Source organism: Kitasatospora sp. NPDC056181 (genome assembly GCF_042266225.1).
Taxonomy (GTDB): domain Bacteria; phylum Actinomycetota; class Actinomycetes; order Streptomycetales; family Streptomycetaceae; genus Kitasatospora.
Window position 1 is genome coordinate 21,785 of record NZ_JBHJUK010000083.1, and the last position, 17,108, is coordinate 38,892.

16 protein-coding genes are annotated in these 17,108 nt (G+C 73.8%); 8 read left to right on the forward strand and 8 right to left on the reverse strand.

Going from position 1 to position 17,108, the window contains the following annotated elements; genetic code table 11:
• Positions 1-318: 318 nt before the first annotated feature.
• The 5 genes from ACFC1F_RS27365 (at position 319) to ACFC1F_RS27385 (ending at position 4,708) form a co-directional block, all read left to right on the forward strand.
• On the forward strand, positions 319-1,395 hold the full coding sequence (locus tag ACFC1F_RS27365; protein WP_376162177.1) for a serine protein kinase RIO: 1,077 nt from the start codon (positions 319-321) through the stop codon (positions 1,393-1,395).
• Between the two features lie 203 nt (positions 1,396-1,598).
• The gene (locus ACFC1F_RS27370; RefSeq protein ID WP_376162179.1) at positions 1,599-2,333 is read left to right on the forward strand and encodes a response regulator transcription factor; all 735 of its coding nucleotides are present in this window, start codon (positions 1,599-1,601) and stop codon (positions 2,331-2,333) included.
• Positions 2,330-3,862, forward strand: coding sequence for a sensor histidine kinase (locus ACFC1F_RS27375; RefSeq protein WP_376162181.1), 1,533 nt, complete (start codon positions 2,330-2,332; stop codon positions 3,860-3,862). The genes ACFC1F_RS27370 and ACFC1F_RS27375 overlap by 4 nt, the downstream gene beginning before the upstream one ends.
• Positions 3,863-4,043: 181 nt before the next feature.
• Entirely contained in the window at positions 4,044-4,478 is a 435-nt protein-coding gene (locus ACFC1F_RS27380) for a hypothetical protein (RefSeq protein WP_376162183.1), read from the forward strand.
• The gene (locus ACFC1F_RS27385; RefSeq protein ID WP_376162185.1) at positions 4,475-4,708 is read left to right on the forward strand and encodes a hypothetical protein; all 234 of its coding nucleotides are present in this window, start codon (positions 4,475-4,477) and stop codon (positions 4,706-4,708) included. The genes ACFC1F_RS27380 and ACFC1F_RS27385 overlap by 4 nt, the downstream gene beginning before the upstream one ends.
• Positions 4,709-4,879: 171 nt before the next feature.
• Here ACFC1F_RS27385 and ACFC1F_RS27390 read toward each other — a convergent pair whose 3' ends face one another.
• Positions 4,880-5,341: a hypothetical protein gene (locus tag ACFC1F_RS27390; RefSeq protein ID WP_376162187.1), complete on the reverse strand. Its 462-nt coding sequence runs from the start codon at positions 5,339-5,341 to the stop codon at positions 4,880-4,882.
• A 7-nt stretch (positions 5,342-5,348) separates the two neighbouring features.
• A complete protein-coding gene (locus tag ACFC1F_RS27395; RefSeq protein ID WP_148647754.1) occupies positions 5,349-5,567 on the reverse strand; it encodes a hypothetical protein in 219 nt (72 codons plus the stop codon).
• 657 nt (positions 5,568-6,224) lie between these two features.
• On the opposite strand from ACFC1F_RS27395, the gene ACFC1F_RS27400 reads away from it, so the two are divergent.
• On the forward strand, positions 6,225-7,292 hold the full coding sequence (locus ACFC1F_RS27400) for a PP2C family protein-serine/threonine phosphatase (RefSeq protein WP_376162189.1): 1,068 nt from the start codon (positions 6,225-6,227) through the stop codon (positions 7,290-7,292).
• 52 nt (positions 7,293-7,344) lie between these two features.
• Here ACFC1F_RS27400 and ACFC1F_RS27405 read toward each other — a convergent pair whose 3' ends face one another.
• Positions 7,345-7,764, reverse strand: coding sequence for a MarR family winged helix-turn-helix transcriptional regulator (locus ACFC1F_RS27405; RefSeq protein ID WP_209415955.1), 420 nt, complete (start codon positions 7,762-7,764; stop codon positions 7,345-7,347).
• A gap of 61 nt (positions 7,765-7,825) precedes the next feature.
• Between ACFC1F_RS27405 and ACFC1F_RS27410 the strand changes: the two genes are divergently transcribed.
• On the forward strand, positions 7,826-8,626 hold the full coding sequence (locus ACFC1F_RS27410) for an alpha/beta fold hydrolase (protein ID WP_376162191.1): 801 nt from the start codon (positions 7,826-7,828) through the stop codon (positions 8,624-8,626).
• Positions 8,627-8,647: 21 nt separating this feature from the next.
• On the opposite strand, the gene ACFC1F_RS27415 is transcribed toward ACFC1F_RS27410, so the two are convergent.
• Positions 8,648-9,055, reverse strand: a complete 408-nt coding sequence (locus ACFC1F_RS27415; protein ID WP_376162193.1) for a hypothetical protein — start codon at positions 9,053-9,055, stop codon at positions 8,648-8,650.
• Between the two features lie 334 nt (positions 9,056-9,389).
• Here ACFC1F_RS27415 and ACFC1F_RS27420 point away from each other — a divergent pair, with 334 nt between their 5' ends.
• The gene (locus ACFC1F_RS27420) at positions 9,390-9,593 is read left to right on the forward strand and encodes a cold-shock protein (RefSeq protein WP_209415952.1); all 204 of its coding nucleotides are present in this window, start codon (positions 9,390-9,392) and stop codon (positions 9,591-9,593) included.
• A gap of 252 nt (positions 9,594-9,845) precedes the next feature.
• Here the strand turns inward: ACFC1F_RS27420 and ACFC1F_RS27425 are convergent, their stop codons facing one another.
• The 4 genes from ACFC1F_RS27425 to ACFC1F_RS27440 all read right to left on the reverse strand — a co-directional run bounded on the left by ACFC1F_RS27425 (position 9,846) and on the right by ACFC1F_RS27440 (position 17,047).
• Complete coding sequence (locus tag ACFC1F_RS27425; protein ID WP_376162195.1) at positions 9,846-11,834, reverse strand: hypothetical protein; 1,989 nt, start codon at positions 11,832-11,834, stop codon at positions 9,846-9,848.
• Between the two features lie 32 nt (positions 11,835-11,866).
• On the reverse strand, positions 11,867-13,036 hold the full coding sequence (locus tag ACFC1F_RS27430; protein WP_376162197.1) for an FAD-dependent monooxygenase: 1,170 nt from the start codon (positions 13,034-13,036) through the stop codon (positions 11,867-11,869).
• On the reverse strand, positions 13,033-16,116 hold the full coding sequence (locus tag ACFC1F_RS27435; RefSeq protein WP_376162199.1) for a LodA/GoxA family CTQ-dependent oxidase: 3,084 nt from the start codon (positions 16,114-16,116) through the stop codon (positions 13,033-13,035). The genes ACFC1F_RS27430 and ACFC1F_RS27435 overlap by 4 nt, the downstream gene beginning before the upstream one ends.
• Before the next feature lie 286 nt (positions 16,117-16,402).
• Positions 16,403-17,047: a dihydrofolate reductase family protein gene (locus ACFC1F_RS27440; RefSeq protein WP_376162201.1), complete on the reverse strand. Its 645-nt coding sequence runs from the start codon at positions 17,045-17,047 to the stop codon at positions 16,403-16,405.
• Positions 17,048-17,108: the final 61 nt, after the last annotated feature.

The following is a 17,108-nucleotide window of genomic DNA, read 5'->3' on the forward strand; positions in this document are numbered from 1 at the left end:
GGCACGGAAGGCCCCGCAGCGGGCGGGCCTTCCGTGCCCGTCACGGGGGCGGGGGCGGCGGCGGGAAATTCGGTTGCGCCGATCTTGGGAGGAGCTAGGCTGTGGCCGTTCCGCTGCGCTGATGCCGTGGCCGTGGTTCCTTTTTGCCGCGTGAGGACTGACGTAGAGCCGTAGAGGAGGTGTGTACCGGTGGTTGCCGCGATCTCGCGGCGCGCTTTCGTGTGCGCGCCATACGCCTCTCTCTTCCGTCATTCGCCCACCGGCTGACGACGCGTCGCATCCGGCGCACCGGTGGGCCGTTCCTCAGGAGCCACCGCAGTGCGCGAGCGCTTTTCCGACAGCGATTCCTTCTCCCGTATCCGCCCCAAGGGCGCACCCCGGCGCGGCCGCCGGTCCGAGCGGTTCGACGACTACGAGCCCGCGCCCGCCCACGCCGGGGCCTTCGAGCCCTTCGAGCCCTTCCAGTCCTTCGAGACCTTCGAGGCCTTCGAGCGTTCCGACGCCTTCGGGACCGACTCGGCCTTCGGATCCGGCGACTCCGCGTTCCCGGGGTCGGCACCTGCTGCGGCGCCCACGGCGAGGTCGGCCTCCGCACCGGTGGCCGACGGCCCCGCCGAAGGCGACCGCTGGTCCACCTGGGACCAGTCCACGCCCACCGAGAAGGGGCCCGAGCCGCGCCCCGCGTGGGTGGTGACGGAGCTCGCCGCCGTCGACACCGAACTCGGGATGGTCAAGACCGGCAAGGAGGCCGACGTCTTCCTGCTGGAGCGCGGCGTGCCGGGCACCGACCGGCGCACGCTGATGGCGGCCAAGCGCTACCGCGACGCCCAGCACCGGATGTTCCACCGCGACTCCGGGTACCTGGAGGGCCGTCAGCACAAGGAGAGCCGGGTCACCCGGGCGATGGCCAAGCGCACGGCTTTCGGCAAGGAGGCCATCGCCGGGCAGTGGGCCGCGGCCGAGTTCACGGCGCTGTGCCGGCTCTGGTCGGCCGGCGTGGCCGTCCCGTACCCGGTGCAGATCACGGGCACGGAGATCCTCATGGAGTTCGTCGGCGACGAGAGCGGCAGGGCCGCACCGAGGCTCGCCCAGCTGCGCGCGGAGGAGGCGGACGTCGACGACCTGTGGGAGCAGCTCGGCCGCAGCCTGTCGCTGCTCGCCGTCGACGGCTACGCGCACGGGGACTTGTCGGCGTACAACATCCTGGTCCACGAGGGGCGCCTGGTGATCATCGACGTTCCGCAGATCGTGGACGTGGTCGCCAACCCGCGCGGTCGCTCGTTCCTGGAGCGGGACGTGCGCAACGTCGGCGCGTGGTTCGTCGCCAGGGGGCTGCCGGAGCGGCGGGTCGGCGAGCTCGTCGAGTCGCTGGAGTTCGACGCACGGCTGGGGTGACCCCTGGGCCCGGGGAGGGGACCGGCTCCCTGCCCGGCCCCCCTGCCCGGCTCCCTGCCCAGGCCCTGTGCGTTCACCCTGCCCGGTTCGCGCCCGGTTCCCGCCCGGTTCGCGCCCGGCCACCCGCGAAGGCCGCCCACCCCCGGCACCGGCCCGTGGCACGCGTGTGAGAGGGTCGGCAGCCCGGAAACGAGGAGGCGCCGATGAACGGGAACGGGTCCGGGGCCGTGGGCGGCCCCGGCGGCCGGGTGCTGGTGGTGGACGACGACGCGGCGATCCGGCGCACCCTGGAGCGCGGCCTGCGGCTGAGCGGCTTCTCGGTGACCCTGGCCGAGGACGGCGAGGCCGCGCTCGCCGGGCTGCCCACCGCCGCGCCGGACGTCCTGGTGCTCGACGTGTCGATGCCCGGCATCAGCGGCGCCGAGCTCTGCCGCACCCTGCGGGCGCGCGGCGACGACATTCCCGTGCTGATGCTCTCGGCCCTGGACGAGCCCGCCGACCGGGTCGCCGGGCTGCAGGCGGGGGCCGACGACTACCTGGTGAAGCCGTTCGCGCTGGAGGAACTGGTGCTGCGGCTGCGCGCGCTGCTGCGCCGCCGCCCCCCGCAGCCGGACGACCGGGTGACGGCCGGCCCGCTGACGATCGATCCGGCGACCCGGCGGGCCAGCCTCGACGGCGAGGAACTCCGGCTCACCCGACGGGAGTTCGAACTGCTCACCCAGCTCGCGCGCAACGCCGGCCTGGTGCTCTCCCGGGAGGTGCTGCTGGAGCGGGTCTGGGGCTACGACTTCGACGTCCGCAGCGACGCCGTCGACACCTTCGTCAGCTACCTGCGGCGCAAGCTCGAAGCGGGCGGGCGGCCCAGGCTGCTCCACACCGTGCGGGGCGTCGGCTTCGTCCTGCGGGTGCCCGGCGGCAACGGGCCGGTGCCGGCATGAGGCTCTCCACCCGGATCGCGCTGTGGGCGGGCGCCGTGGTCCCGCTCCTGGTGGTGCTGGCCGGGCTGCTGCTCCTGCCACTGGTCGGCCGGGACCTGCGGCACCAGCAGGACACTCGGATCAACGACCGGGCGGCCGCCGTCCTCCCCGGCGTCCGCGCCCTGCTCGCCGCCGACAGCAAGGGCCGCCCGAAGGCCGAGCAGACCCAGCAGCGGAAGGTGCTGGACGCGGCCCTGGACTCGGGCCTGCGGGTGGCCGGCGAGGACGGCTCGGTGCTGCTGTCCGTGGGCCCGCAACCCGCCGACCCGCTGGCGTTCCCCACCCTCCCGGGCGGTCCGGCGACCGTGCACGACCAGGGCCGGGCCTGGCGGGTGCTGACCGTCAGGGTCGCCGCCGGGGCGGGCGGCGCCACCGGCACGCTGTGGGTGGTGGCGCCGGCGGGGCAGGAGGACAGCCAGACGGCCGCCGTCCGTCGGCGGGTACTGCTGGTGGTGCTGATCTCCGCGCCGGTCTCCGCGCTGATCGGGTTCGTGGTCGCCGAGCGGGCGACCGTCCCGTTGCGCCGGCTCAGCCGCCGCGCGGCCACGCTCGACCCCGCGGCACCGGCTGCTCCCGGTGGCCCGGGCGACGGCACGCGCGATCCGGACGGCGCGGGCGGTCCGGCCGCTCCCGGTGGCCCGGCCGGGCACGGTTTCGTGGCGGAGCGGACCGGGACGGCCGAGGTCGACGAGCTGTCCGCCGCGCTCGCGCTCCTCCTCGCCCGCTACGACGAGCAGGCCCGGCGCACCGCCCAGGCCCTCGACACGGCCCGCGCGTTCTCGTCCACGGCCTCGCACGAACTGCGGACCCCGCTGATGAGCCTGCGCACCAATCTCGACGTGCTGGCCGCCCACCCGGACCTTCCCGCAGCTGAACGGGCCGAGGTCGTCGCCGAGTTGCGGGACGACCATGCCCGGCTGCTCGACCTGCTCACCGCGCTGAGCACCCTGGCGCGGGGCGACCTGGTCCAGCTGGACGCGTTCCGGTCGGTGGACCTCGCCGAGGCCGCCGACGCGGCGGTCCGCGAGGCCGCGCGCCGTCACCCGCAGGCCGCGTTCACGGCGGACGTCCCGGACGAGACGCGGGTGTTCGGCTGGGAGCCCGGACTGAGGATCATGCTCGCCAACCTGCTCGACAACGCGGCGGTGCACGGCCGCACCGGGCGGGAACCGGCGCAGGCCACGCTGCGGCTCGCGGCCGAGGACGGGGCCGTGCTGCTCACCGTCGACGACCGCGGCCCCGGGATCGGGGCGGCCGAGCGGGAGTCGGTGTTCCACCGGTTCCACCGCCGCCGGGACAGCCCCGGCTCGGGCCTCGGGCTCACCCTGGTCGCGCAGCAGGTCGCGTTGCACCGCGGGACGATACGGATCACGACCCCGCCCGGCGGTGACGGTTGCCGGATGGAGATCAGGCTGCCCTCGCCCCGACCGGACGCCCCGACCGTCGAGCTCCCGGCCGGCCGCGACTGGATCTCGGGCCTGCACCACTGAGCCGCCCGGCCGTCCCACCGCTGCCGTCTCCCCGGCCGTCAGCCCCCGGCCGCCACCCCTGCGGGCGGTTCCACAGGGAATCCACAAGAAGCCGTCCTACGCTCCTGGCCACCCTCCCGGTGCCGGCCGCTCCACGCGCGTCCGGCCGGTGCCGGGACCCGTAACGGAGAAAGGACGCTCCATGCCTGCCAACCGCGTGTCCATCAGCCGCAGGGCCGCCGCCCTCGGAGCCCTTGCCCTCGCCGGCTCGCTGCTCACCGCGGCGCCGGCCCACGCGGGAGGGGGTAACGGCACGCCCTCGGGCGCCCCGACCGCAGCGGCGACGCCGAAGAACGACGGCGCGAAGGGCATCTGCAAGCGGCTGCCCAAGACGGAGGCGCGGATCACCAAGGCGCTGGAGCGCCTCAACGGCGACGCCACCGTGGTCGGCTCGGTCGCCCGCCTGCAGCAGCGGGCCGGCGAGGCCAAGGCCGCCGGCCACGCGGAGATCGAGACCTACCTCAACAACCGGCTGACCGCCCGCAAGGCCCTCGTCACCAACCTCCAGGCCCGTCAGGCCGACCTCAAGGCCGTCGGGACCTGGTGCGCCGCCCACGGCGAGGGGACCGGCAAGTGACGCGCCGCCCGGCCGCCGCGATCGCGGCGCTGGCCCTGGCCGCAGCCGCTCTCCTCACCGGCTGCGGTCCCTCGGGCGGCCAGTCCGGCACCTCCGCCGGCTCGTCCGCGGGCAAGCAGGACGGCGGTGCGGCCGACAGCGCCCAGGTCCAGGACATGCAGCAGAAGCTGGACGCCGCCGAGAGCGCGGCGGCCCAGGCGGACACCGACACGGCGGCCGACAACGGCTGACCACCCCACGGCGCCCCACGGCGGCTCGCGGCGGCCCGCCATCGCGGCAGGCCGCCGTTCCGCTCAGGGCGCCGACAGTCCCGGACCGGGGTCGGCGCCGGTCCTGGGGCCGTTCCTGGGGCCACGACCAGGACCAGGGCCACGACCAAGTCCAGAATCAGAACCAGGACCTCAAGGAACGGCGCCCGCGGGCGGATCGTCCTCGTTCACGATCCGCAGCATCTCGGCCGTGGGCCGGTGCTGCTCCGTCACGATCTGCGGGCAGCGCCGGCAGAGCGAGGGCCCTTCCTGGTGGAACCAGCGGCACTGGGCACGGATCGGACACCTCGGCAGCTCCTCGACCACCTCGTCCAGCACCACGGCGCTGCGGGAGGCGATCTGACATGCCGACTGCTTGAAGTGGACGCAGCCCGACGTGCGGCAGGCCGAGGCGAAGCGGAAGACCTCGCCGGGCGAGGCGGGCCGGGCCAGTTCGGTGATCTCAAGGGTGACGGGCATCGCGTGCGCGGTCGGGACGACCCGCGGTGCGCCCGGGGTGCCCGACACGACTCCGATCAGGACCGACCCGGCCGAATCGGCCGGCGCGCTGGGGCAGAGCAGTCCGCCGCCGTCGTCGGCCTCGTCCTGCGGCATCGCGGGTCTACCGCGGGGCCTTGAGCGGCTGGACGTTCTTCACCGCGAACTGTCCGTCGAAGCTCTGGGCCAGCGTCACTTCGAAGAGCTCCTCGGGGAAGAAGCCGGCGACGATGGGCCGGGAGATGTCGAACTCGTCCGAGGCGTTGCGGGCCGCGATCGCGATCGCGACGCCCTGGGCCGCGGCCGCGGCGAGCTGCTTCGGTTCGATGCGGTTGGCGCTCATGAGGTTCTCCTTGTGTTGCTTTTGCCACGGTCTGGTGGCGTAGCAACCGTTGCACGGGGTTGCTGCCGTCGCACGATCTGCGACCTGTTGGAGTGCGCTCGCTTCTGTTCCGCACGGAGGACCGAACACCGCGACCCTGCTGGATCACCCAGTCCCGAGGCCACGGCGCCGTGTTGATCACCAGTGGGGTGCCCGGGTGTGCCGGTCGAGGATGCCGGCGCTCGTCCCCGACGCCCTCGTTCCGTGGACCGCCCGGTCCTCGATCGCCACCGTCTGCAACGGCGCACGCCGCTTCGCATCCGTCCGCCCCCGGCCGACCCGCCGACCCGCCCGACACCTGGACCCCGGATCCCGGATTCGGCATTGTCCGCCCGTCTCGGCCGGATCGCCTGCCTGTCCCGACCTCCGCCCGCGCACCTGCCTGCCGAGGCCGTTGCGACCTGAGCAAGCTGCCTTGGGACCTGCTGGTCGGCTGGCGAGCCGGTCGCCTACACGGCGCGAGGTGCTGAGCCTTCGCCGACACGGCGAACGGGGGCCGGGGCCGGGTGACCCCGGTGTGAGGTCGGGAGGAGGTATGCAGGAGGCATGGAATCTCGGTGGCATGTGGATCTGCGGTGGTCGCGACAACGGAGCCGCCCGCTGATCCTCATTCCGCTCGTGCTGATCGTGGTCATCTCCGTCGTGGACATGCTGGCGCCGCCGGAGGTGCACCTCGGGCCGCTCCTGGTGGCCGCCCCCGCGATCACGGCCTCGTTCGCCGGCGCGGGGACGACCGTCGTCGTGGGGGCGGCGGCCGTCCTGGCCCAGGGAATCGTCGCGGCCGTGCGGGCCACCCTGGTCGACCTCAACCATTCGGTCCAGATCGTCGCCCTGGCGTTGATCTCCCTGCTCGTGGCCTTCCTCGCCCATCTGCGGGAGCAGCACGAGAAGGAGATGACGCAGCTGCGTTCGGTGGCCGAGGCGGCGCAGGCAGTGCTCCAGCGGCCCATTCCGGCTCGGATGGGCCCGCTGCGGATCGCGTCGGTCTACCTCGCGGCGGAGGCCGAGGCCCAGATCGGCGGCGACCTGTACGCGGCCGTGCGTACCCGGCGCGGAAGCCGATTCCTGATCGGCGACGTCCGGGGCAAGGGCCTCGAAGCGATCGGCGAGGCGTCCTTGGTGCTCGGTGCCTTCCGGACCGCGGCCTACCGTCAGGTCGACCTGCCCATGCTGGTCACCCACCTGGAGGGAGCGGTCTTCGGAGGCACGGGGGACACCGGTGACCCGGCGTACGACACCGCGGACGCCGACGGCACCGAGTCGTTCATCACCGCGGCCGTTCTCGACGTTCCCGACACGGAGCCGGTGATCCGCCTCGCGGACTGCGGGCACCCGCCCCCGCTGCTGCTCCGCGATGGCCGTGTCACCTCGCTCGACACCAGCCGGCCCGCTCCTCCGCTGGGCCTCAGCGAGTTGGCCGGATCGCCCGGTGTCGAGGTCGAGACCTTCGCCTTCGAGGCGGGTGACATCGCGCTGCTGTACACGGACGGTGTCATCGAGGCGCGCGACGCATCAGGGGCCTTCTATCCGCTCGCCGAGCGACTGGCCGCCTGGCCGCCCGGTGATCCCCACACCCTCCTGCGCCGACTGTGCCAGGACCTCCTCGCCCATGCGGGCGGGCGGCTGGGCGACGACGCGGCGATGGTCGCCATCAAGCGCGACACCACGGCCGCGGGGGAGGGGTAGTCGTCGGGGCGGTGGTCGGATCTCGCGAACCCGTGTGCGAGCTGACGGTCGACTATGCGACCTCCTCCGCGGTGAGGCGCCGGAGCATGCCGCGCAGGGCCGCGCGGTCGGCTTCGGGAAGGGGGGCGAAGCAGGCGGCGAGGACCTCGTCGGCGATCTTGTGGCCTGCTGCCAGCACCTGCTCGCCCGCGGGGGTGAGGTGGTGTTCGATGCGCCGGCCGTGTCCCGGTCGGCGCTCGACCACGCCTTGGGTCGTCATGCGGCGGACGAGCGTTCCGAGGGCCTGCTCGGTCTGGAACGTCGCCGCGGCCAGCTCGCGGGCCGATGCCCCTGGTGCGCGGCTGATCGCACGCAGGGCGTCCCACTGGGCCAGTGTGGTGCCGGCAGCCGAGAGCGCACTGTCGAGCGCCCGGTGCTGCCGGTACTGGGCCTGCTTGACGGCTCTGCCGAGTTCTTGCAGCTCATCACTCATGGACCGAGTCTACGGCGTTACCAAGCTAGCTTATATAAGCATGTTTAGTTACTGTGGGGGCATGACCACAGACCGCACGGCAGCCGTGTACCCCGACCTGTCACTCACCATGTCCGAAGCCGGAAGCGGCAGGCCGGTCCTGCTCCTGCACGGCGGCGGGGGCCCGGCCACCGTCGCCGGCCTCGCCGGGCACATCGCCCGCACCGCACACGCCATCACGCCCGTGCACCCCGGCTGGGACGGGACCCACCGCCCCGAATGGCTCACCGGCATCGACGACCTCGCCCTCGCCTACCTCCACCACCTACGCGACCGCCGGCTGGACGACGTCCTCGTCATCGGCTCCTCACTCGGCGGCTGGACCGCTGCCGAGATGGCCGTACGCGACACCGCGGGAATCATCACCGGCCTCGTCCTGATCAGCGCCGTCGGCGTGAACGTCGAAACGGAACCGATCACCGACTTCTTCGCCCTCGACGCGCGCAGTGCGGCGGAACACTCCTGGCACGACCCCGACCGCTACCACGTCGACCCCGCCGGTATCCCCGCCGGCGAACTCGCCCGTCGGCAAGGCAACACGGCCACCGTGCGCACCCTCGCGGGCGACCCCTACATGCACGACCCCAAACTCCTGCGCCGGCTCGGACGCGTCCACGTGCCGACTCTCCTGGTCTGGGGGGAGAGCGACCGCATCGTCACCCCCGCATACGGCGCCGCGTACGCCGACGCCTTCGCCAACGGCACACTCGAGGTCGTCCCCGAGGCGGGTCACCTTCCGCAGATCGAACAGCCGGAGGCCACCATCGCCCTGATCGACGCCCACCTGCGCCGGACGAGCACCCGTCTCATCGACGCGGGGTGACCGGGGCGTGTGCCGCTTCGGTCAGGGCCGGCCCGTGGCGTGCGGCGGACTCCCGGGCCAGACTTCGAAGGACTGCGAGAATCCCGCCGGCGGTCCGGCGCGGAAGCGGGCGCGGATCAGCACATCGACCTTGACGACGGCATCGCGTCGACCGTTGAGCTCCACTTTCACCGGGTCGGCGCCGGCGTCTGCGAGGGCAACCGACGGTGCGGTTTCTTCGATCGGTGCCGACGTGTCCACCTGCCAGCGGGTGCGGACGACCTGATCGGCGGGTGAGACGTAGTCCCCTGCTGGGCCGAGGCCGGGGACGGCGGTCAGCCTGTACGACTGCGCCACGGTGTCGGCGACCACGTTCGCCGCGGATGGCGCACCGGAGATCGACATGTGCACCATGGCGCTCGGTTCCCGTGAGCCACTGGTACTGGTCATCGCTCTCCTCCGAGGTCGGTTCCTCTCCCAGGGTCTGCCAGTGCGAGGCCTCCCGCATCTGTTCGGCAGGGGCCCGCTCGTGCTCGCCCGCGCCGACGGCTCGACCCGACCGACGCCTTCGGGCACCACAGCCACGCCGGTTCGCGTCCGGTGCGACTCCCCGGCTGTGGGGTCCCCTGCGGTGTAACGTTTCGATCAAGCAGTCGTGGTTCCGAAGTCCTCCTTGCGGCTACCTGCCGTGGGGTACTTGCTGTTCAACGCATCTCCGGACCAGGGCGATCACCTCCGGGCCCACACCAGTGGGACCCGATCGGTTCCCACGAGGGAGAAGCGCATGGCGACCGGCACAGTGAAATGGTTCAACGCCGAAAAGGGCTTCGGCTTCATCGAACAGGACGGCGGCGGCCCCGACGTGTTCGCGCACTTCTCGAACATCGACGCCCAGGGCTTCCGTGAACTCCAGGAGGGCCAGAAGGTGACCTTCGACGTCGTACAGGGCCAGAAGGGCCCGCAGGCCGAGCACATCCGCCCCGCCTGACCTCCGGTACATCAACGGGCGCCCCGCACGTACCCGTGTGCGGGGCGCCTTCGCGTCTTCGCCGGCCAGAGCGCCTCGCTCGGGAGACCGCGCAGATGGGCGCGGTCGGGCGCCCTGTCGCGAAACACGTACGGGCCTTGGGTGATCACAGAGCTGCCACGCTCACTGATCACCCAGGGCCCGCCGCGAACGGAGTGGTCCTACGCCTGACCGGGAAGGCGCAGGGGATCCGTGCTGGACCGGTCTCGGGGGTCACACCTGGATCTGTTGGACGTCGGCCGTGGTGCTCGTGAATCCGTTGGTGGTGATGATCCTCAGCCGGACCTTGTCGCCCGGGCGGAACTGGCTGCGGTCCACCTGGAGCAGAGGGTCCTTCAGGCCGACGCCGATCGTCTGCCAGGTGCCGCCGTCGTCGGTGCTGACCTGTGCGGCGAAGGTCTGGCCGGGGTCCGGCTGCTGCTCGAAGTCCAGCGCCAGTTCGAACGTCCCGGGCCGGGCCTGCGCGTGGCGGGCGGCGCGCAGGGCCCGGGGCGGGCCCCCGGGGCGGAAGGTGTCCACGACCTGTCCGCCGACGACCAGTTCGATCGCCTCCGGGTCGGCCCCGAGCGGTACGACGGCGTCCACCAGGCCGGTGCGGTCGTCGCCCGGGGCCAGCTCGGAAGCGAGCCTGACCGTGACCGGGACCTCGCGCGGCGGTGCACCGTCCGTCTGCCGGATCCGCAGGAGCACCGCGCTCCCGCCGTTCGGGCCCGCCCCGCCGTCCGGGCCGGCGGCCACACCGTCGGGGCCGGGCGCGCCGGCGGGCGGGGCGGACCGGGCGGCCAGGGGCGTGACCGGGTTGACGAAGCGGATGCCGCCCTCGCGCCGGGTGAGGTTCACCGTACCGACGACGCTGACGAGTTGCCCGCCCTCCGGGGCCGCCTCGACTGCCCGCAGGGCAGGTGCGGCCTCGGGGGGAGGCGCCGGGGTGACGGCCAGGCTCGGGAACCGCTCGTCGGGGCGGCCGCCGGCGGACCCCGCGGATCCGGGGGACCCGGCGGACCCGGGAGGTGCCGGACGCCCGGCGACCGGGACGACGGTGAGCGGGGCGAGGACGGGTGGGGTCGTGCCCTCGGGCTGCGGGGCGCCGGCCACGAGCGCGTTCTCGGCCACCAGCCGTCGCCGGATGCCCTCGTAGGTGTAGCTGCTCATCCACTGGCGGTCGCAGTAGGTCATCACGTCGTGCCACTGCATCCCCGGCCGGGCCTTCATCGGCAGGTTCAGCGCGGAGTCGCCGACGTCGAACCCGACGAAGGTGTCCGGCCCGTCGGCGATCTGCCCGCTCTGGAACGGGTAGTTCTGCCGGTCGTCGGCGGACTCGCCGCAGAAGCCGGGGTGCAGGCGACCGAAGGTGTGGCCGAGTTCGTGGCCGCCGTACCAGTCGCCGTAGGTCCCGTCGAAGTCCCAGCCGAAGGAGGCCGAACCGCAGGGCGACGAGGCGACGACGGTCGGGTCGGCCACCACGGGGAGGCCGGAGGAGCAGCCCCGCATGAAGAACCCGCCGTCGGCCACCTGGCCGATGTAGTGGGTGCGCGGGTCGGCGCCGGCGCTGACGTCCAGGTTGCGGATGGCCGCGAGCTGGGCGTTGGTGTCCTCGCACGTGAAGGGGACGGCGGGGGTGGCGTCGATGACGGCGTGTGAGCTGATGACCTCGGCCACCGGGTAGGCGCGTCGCAGCCAGCTGACCAGGGCGGTGAAGTCCCGGTCCCGCGGGGCGAAGGTGCCCGGCGGGTCGGTGCTGGTGTAGCGCAGCCCGAGGACGCGGATCCGCAGCGGGGGGCCGGTGCGGAACAGTACGGTCGGGCCGCCACCCGTCGGGCCGAGCGGGAGGGCGGCGCCGGTCAGGGCGTCGCTCAGGGTCACCGAGCTCACGCCGAGTGGCCCCTCCGCCGTCAGGGCGGGCGGCACGAGGAAGTTGAGGCTGAGGTCCGCGTCGGCGCGGCGGGCGGAGAGGTTCTGCGTGGCGTCCGGGTCGAGGGCGATGGCGTTGGCCGACGTCACCTTGACGCCGGGGTCCGTCGTCGACCGGATCAGCGTCACCGTGCCGCGCACGCGGGTGGCGGGGCCGCTGGTCCCGCTCACGTAGACGCGGACCACGGTGACCTTGCCGGCGACGAGGGTGACGCGGTGCTGGAGGTCCTGTACCGACTGGGTGATCTCCGTGGCGTCCCAGACGGCATGCGTCGGAGCTGGAGCTGTCATGACTGCCCCCATGGAGGAGTGGTCGGGCTCTTTCAGGCTATGCCGGGCAGGGAGGCCCCGCCCGTTCGGCGGCGCTGCCAGAACGGGCTCAAGGGCCAGCGCCGTTCCTGGTCGTACGCATACGCATGGTTTCTTCGGTAGGCGTCCGCGACGCCGTCCAGGAACGCCGTGTAGTCGGCGAGGGCGTGGGCCGCGCGGCCCGGGGCGGCCAGGCACGCGGCGACGGCCTGCCCGGCGCGGGCCCCGGTGAGCAGCGCGGTGAGGATGCCCTGCGAGGAGAGCGGGTCGAAGGCGAGGGCGGCGTCCCCGGCCGCCACCCAGCCCGGGCCGGCGGCCGGGCCGAGCCGCACGCCGTGGGCGGGCGTCCAGCGCGGGACGGGGGTGGTGGCGGGGTCGTAGCCGTCCAGCCGCCGGCGGACGTGGTCGGTCCGGGTGATGCCGCGCCAGAAGCCCTGCGGGGTCCGCAGGGAGGGGTCGGCGAGGTCGGGGTCGGTCAGGTGGGCGACCAGGCGCCCGGCCGGGACCCGGGTGGTGTACCACCAGCCGTCCGGCGCCGCCTCGACGAGTGTGCGCGCCTCGGCGTCCTCCGGGCCCGCCCGGTCCGCGGGGTGCCGGCCCGGGAGCACGGCGTACACGGCGACGAGCCGGTCCTGCCGGTGGCGGCGGCCGCGCCGGCGGCCGATGACGCAGCGCCGGCCGGTGGCGTCCACCGTCCAGCGGCCCCGCAGCTCCGCCACGGTGCCGGTGTCGTGCTCACGGACGATCAGGCCCTCGCCGGGCTGGGCCAGTACGGTGGCGCGTCGCAGTTCGGCGCCGGCCGCCACGGCGGCGTCCCGCAGGAAGGCGTCGAAGCGGAGCCGGTCGAGGTGCCAGCCGTGGCCGTTCGGGTCGAAGAGGTGGCTGCTGCCGTGCAGTGCGGGCGAACCCCAGGCGGAGTACGTGCCCGTGGACGCGGGGTGCCCGGCGGCGAGGAAGCCCTCCAGTAGCCCGAGGTCGCGCAGCAGCGGCCGGGCGGCGGGCGGCAGGGACTCCCCGATCTTGAACGCGCCCGGGCCGGCGGGCGGTGCGGGGTGCCCGCCGGCGTCGAGGAGCAGGACGCGCCGGCCGGCGGACGCCAGCACCAGCGCCGCGACGGAGCCCGCCGGGCCGCCGCCGGCCACCACGGCGTCGGCGGGCCCCGGCGGGCGAGGGCGGGTCGTCACCGGTCGCGCCGCAGGCGTTTGACCTTGTCGATGTAGCCCGCCGAGACCTGCTCGTCGGGCACCTCCGCCATGGTGACGGCGGTGGCCATCGCGGCCTCGCCGAGCACCGGGTCGGCGCCGAGCGGTACGTGCACGGTGGTCAGGTTGCGCAGGGCCGGCGGCGCGGGCTCGGCCGGGAAGCTCACCTCGGACTCGACCAGCAGCTCCGCCGGGAGGCGGGGGTCGTCGGTGGGCCCGGGGCGGCGCTCGACGACACCGAGCTTGCCGAAGTCCGTCACCATGGCGTTGATGGCGTCGACGTAGCGCGGGGGGAGCCAGCGGAGCCAGGCCCGCCGGTTGCCGAAGGCGGCGAGGCGTTCCGCCATGGGCCGGGAGGCGTCCATGACGATCTCGTACTCCTCCTCGGCGATCACGTGGTTGGGCACCCGGGCCGGCCAGAACGTTGGCAGGTACGGGTCGTAGATGCCGAAGCCGGAGAGGTACTCGTAGCCGGACCGGCAGCTCGCGGTGTCGGTCTGCCAGGGCACGGCCATCCAGCGCGTCAGGTCGCCCGGCATCTGGGCGTAGAGCGGGCCGTCGAACGAGAGGGCGATCTGCGGGGTGAGCGTCGGTCCGTACGTGGGCCGGACCTCGGGCAGCGGATCGCGTCGGCGCACCCGGAAGGGGCTGCTGTACAGGGTGGTGTGGCGCATCGGCCAGGTGAGTTCGCAGCCGGGGTGGAAGGCGTCGGCGAGGCAGAACGACAGCGCTGCCCGGTCGAGGGTCCGGGGCCGCTCGGCGAACGGGACCTGGTCCAGGGAGCCGGGCGGCACGGCCTGCGCGTCGTAGTCGGCGACGAAGTCCCCGCGGGCCCAACGCTCCAGGAGGCGGTACTGGAGCGGGGAGAGCGTCACGTGCTGGCGCACCGACTGGGCCGGGATGTTCATCGCGTCGCCGTAGACCCCCGGCCACGGTACGGGGGACAGGCCGTCACGGTCGTAGTTGCGGATCGTGAGCCAGACTTGCCGGCGCAGCTCCCGCTGGACGGGCGATGGGTCCGCCAGCGCGGCGAGGGTGCCGGGGTCGAGGAGGTCCTCCCGCCCGCCGTGCCCCAGCTGGACGGCCACACCGTGGTTGACCCACTGGAGGTCGCACAGGCGCCGCAGGACGGGCAGCACGTCGCGGACGAACGACGGCTTCGCCGGTTCGGGGAGTGTGCCGGCGGTCACGAAGACGTCGCGGACCAGGTCGTACATCGTGCGGACCGAGGTGAGTTCGGGCGCGTAGTTGGGCGGCGCGGTGACCACCCAGGCCGACTCGACCGGGATCGGCCGGCCGTCGATGCTGACCTCGGCGGTGACCGGGCCGTCGGAGACGTCGTCGTGCCAGCCGTCGTTGTTGGCGAAGGTGTCGGCGGGGGTGTCGGTGGCCGAGGCGGAGACTCCGCGGCCGCCGAGGAAGATCAGCCGGCCGCTCTCGTCGGTGCGCAGCTCGCCGAGGTAGACGGGCCGGTCCAGGAAGGTGCCGGTGTCGAAGCGGTGCTCCGGGCCGCCGGACCGGTTGCGGCCGCGCACCGACCTGGGGCCGGGGTCGATGACCAGGCGGTCGCGCTGGGCGGCCGGGACCTTGGGATTGCGCAGGTTGCTGGCGTCGGTGCTGTCCGCCTCCGGAATGTCGAGGGCCAGCTGGAACTGGTACCAGGCGGCCTTGGAGTTGGCGACGTGCACCGTCCAGCGCAGGTCCGCGTTGTCGGCGGTCAGCTCGGCGACCGGTTCGCCGGCGGCGTTGTAGCCGTAGACGCGGAACCGGACGGCCTGTCGCTTCAGGGCGCCGGTGGCGTCCTTGTAGCTCCCGGCGGGCAGCGGCTGCGGCTGGTCGACCTCGGGGGCGAGGACGTACTCCTCCGCGCTGTCGCCGACCCGGGCCACCCCGATCGCCGGGTGCACGGCGGCGCGGACGATCCGGGTGTCGCGGCCGGGCGGCGGCGTGATCAGCGGGCGGGCCGGGCCGGGCTCGGTCGCCGGGATGCCGTTGACGTCGCGGCGTTGTTCCGCCGAGGCCTGGTAGACGGTCCTGCGCACCTCGGCGATGCTGCCCACCGGGCGGTGTTCGGCCAGGGCGTGCCACGGGTTGTAGGCGAGGTTCTCGCCGTAGGCGGCCTGGCCCCGGGCGGCGACGTCCTGCTTCCGGAGGGTCAGCCGGGCCACCGTCACCGGTTCGCTCTCGGCCTCCTCCCAGCGCACGGTGGCCCGGTCCAGCGGCATGCGCTCCGGGTCGGTCCGGAACTGCAGCATGAGGTCGAACGCGGCCGTGCCCGCCGCGAGCCGGTGCCGCAGGTCGGCGGCCAGGTATGCGGGGTTCTCGTCGGGCGGCACGGCGGCCGGGTCGCCGGGTTCGCAACCGGCGGGCACCAGCTTGTACTTGACGAAGCGCTCGGGGCCGAAGGCGTAGGGCAGCACGCCCCAGTACGTGGCGGTGAGCACGCTCTCCTCGAACCGGGCCATGGCGTCGAGGATCTCCTGGGTGACCGGGTGGTCGCGCAGGTACCGGTCGTAGGAGCCGTCGACGACACCGGCCTTGGTGAACTCGCACATGTCCTGGGCGGTGTCGACGAAGAAGACGTCGTGGTTCTGCAGCAGCAGGTCCTGGGTGCCGGCCCCGTGCTCGCCGTCCAGCAGCTTCGGACCGGGGACGTCGAACAGCTTGACGCCGATGCCGAGGGTGGTGTCCAGGTCCGGGCTGCCGGGCACGGTGTCGCTGGAGAAGCGCACCCAGGCGGTCAGGCCCTCCGGCCGTTCGTGGGCGGTCTTCAGGAACCCGAGGCGCAGGTCGGCGGGCAGGTCGGGGGAGACCGTCAGCACGCCGCGGGCCACGCCGTGCGGTTTGAGGAACACCGGTCGTTTGACGGGGTCCTGGCCGCGGGAGATCCGGCCGCCCTGCGTCAGGCCGACGAACATCTCCTTGAGGGCGGCGGCCGCGTCCTCGGCGCAGCCAGGCAACTGCGGAGGTCCTGCGTTGGCGCCGTCCATTTCATGCGGGCTGTTCGGGCGGTTCGGGCCGTTCTCGTCATCGGCGTCGAGGGGTGCGGGGGTCCCGGTCATGCGGTGCTCCGATCCGTGCAGCGGTCTGCCGGGCGGGCGGTCCGGAGGGCTTCGCCTCCGTCCACCCGCCCGATCCAGCGTGCACAGACCTGTGCGGCGCGGCGCGCCGACGTACGCCCGAACCGAGCACACGGCCGGGCCCGCGGCCGTCGGCTCACTCCAATCGGCCAGCAGCGCTCGCACTCCCCGGGCCCCGGTGGATGCGCCACCGGGCGCCGCCGGCGGGCCGGCCCGCTCGCCGCAGGCATCCCCGCCGGCCTGGGCGGCGCGGGGCGGCGGCCGTGGGTCAGACGCGGGTGAAGGTCACGTGCGTCACGCCGCTCGGGCTGGTCACCGACTCGGTGCGGAACCGCTCCTCGACCCCTTCGAGCCCGTCCCACAGGCGTTCGCCGCGGCCGAGGACGATCGGCACCACGACGACGTGCAGGTGGTCGACCAGGTCGGCGGCCAGGAAGGCGCGGACGGTGGCGGGCCCGCCGCCGATCCGGACGTCCAGGCCGCCGGCGGCCGCCCGGGCCTGGCGGAGCGCCTCCTCCGGGGCGGCGTCGACGAAGTGGAAGATGGTGCCGCCCTCCATCTCCACCGAGGGCCGCGGATGGTGGGTCAGCACGAAGACCGGAGTGTGGAACACCGGGTCCGGCCCCCACCAGCCGTTCCAGTCGTGGTTCTCCCAAGGGCCCCGCTGGGGGCCGAACTTGTTCCGCCCCATGATCTCCGCACCGATGCCGTCGCCCCAGGCCCGGGCCATCGCGTCGTCGACGCCGGTGTCGCCGCCCTCCTGGCCCTGCATCCGGCGGAACGTCCTGGTGCGGAAGAACCACTGGTGGAGGCGGTCACCGGCGTGGCCGAACGGGGCCTCCAGGCTCTGCCCCTCACCGGTCCCGTAACCGTCGAGCGAGACCGAGAAGTTGTGGACGCGGACCAGGGACACGGGCAGACCTCCGGAACTCGGCACGCCGGCGCGGGCGGGCCGCACCGGCCGGAGTCCGAGG

Excerpts from the sequence above, each read along its gene's own strand:
- ACFC1F_RS27370 (WP_376162179.1), top strand. The coding sequence starts at position 1,599 with ATGAACGGGAACGGGTCCGGGGCCGTGGGCGGCCCCGGCGGCCGGGTG.
- ACFC1F_RS27375 (WP_376162181.1), top strand. The coding sequence starts at position 2,330 with ATGAGGCTCTCCACCCGGATCGCGCTGTGGGCGGGCGCCGTGGTCCCG.
- ACFC1F_RS27380 (WP_376162183.1), top strand. The coding sequence starts at position 4,044 with ATGCCTGCCAACCGCGTGTCCATCAGCCGCAGGGCCGCCGCCCTCGGA.
- ACFC1F_RS27390 (WP_376162187.1), bottom strand. The coding sequence starts at position 5,341 with ATGCCGCAGGACGAGGCCGACGACGGCGGCGGACTGCTCTGCCCCAGC.
- ACFC1F_RS27395 (WP_148647754.1), bottom strand. The coding sequence starts at position 5,567 with ATGAGCGCCAACCGCATCGAACCGAAGCAGCTCGCCGCGGCCGCGGCC.
- ACFC1F_RS27405 (WP_209415955.1), bottom strand. The coding sequence starts at position 7,764 with ATGAGTGATGAGCTGCAAGAACTCGGCAGAGCCGTCAAGCAGGCCCAG.
- ACFC1F_RS27410 (WP_376162191.1), top strand. The coding sequence starts at position 7,826 with ATGACCACAGACCGCACGGCAGCCGTGTACCCCGACCTGTCACTCACC.
- ACFC1F_RS27415 (WP_376162193.1), bottom strand. The coding sequence starts at position 9,055 with ATGACCAGTACCAGTGGCTCACGGGAACCGAGCGCCATGGTGCACATG.
- ACFC1F_RS27420 (WP_209415952.1), top strand. The coding sequence starts at position 9,390 with ATGGCGACCGGCACAGTGAAATGGTTCAACGCCGAAAAGGGCTTCGGC.
- ACFC1F_RS27425 (WP_376162195.1), bottom strand. The coding sequence starts at position 11,834 with ATGACAGCTCCAGCTCCGACGCATGCCGTCTGGGACGCCACGGAGATC.
- ACFC1F_RS27435 (WP_376162199.1), bottom strand. The coding sequence starts at position 16,116 with ATGACCGGGACCCCCGCACCCCTCGACGCCGATGACGAGAACGGCCCG.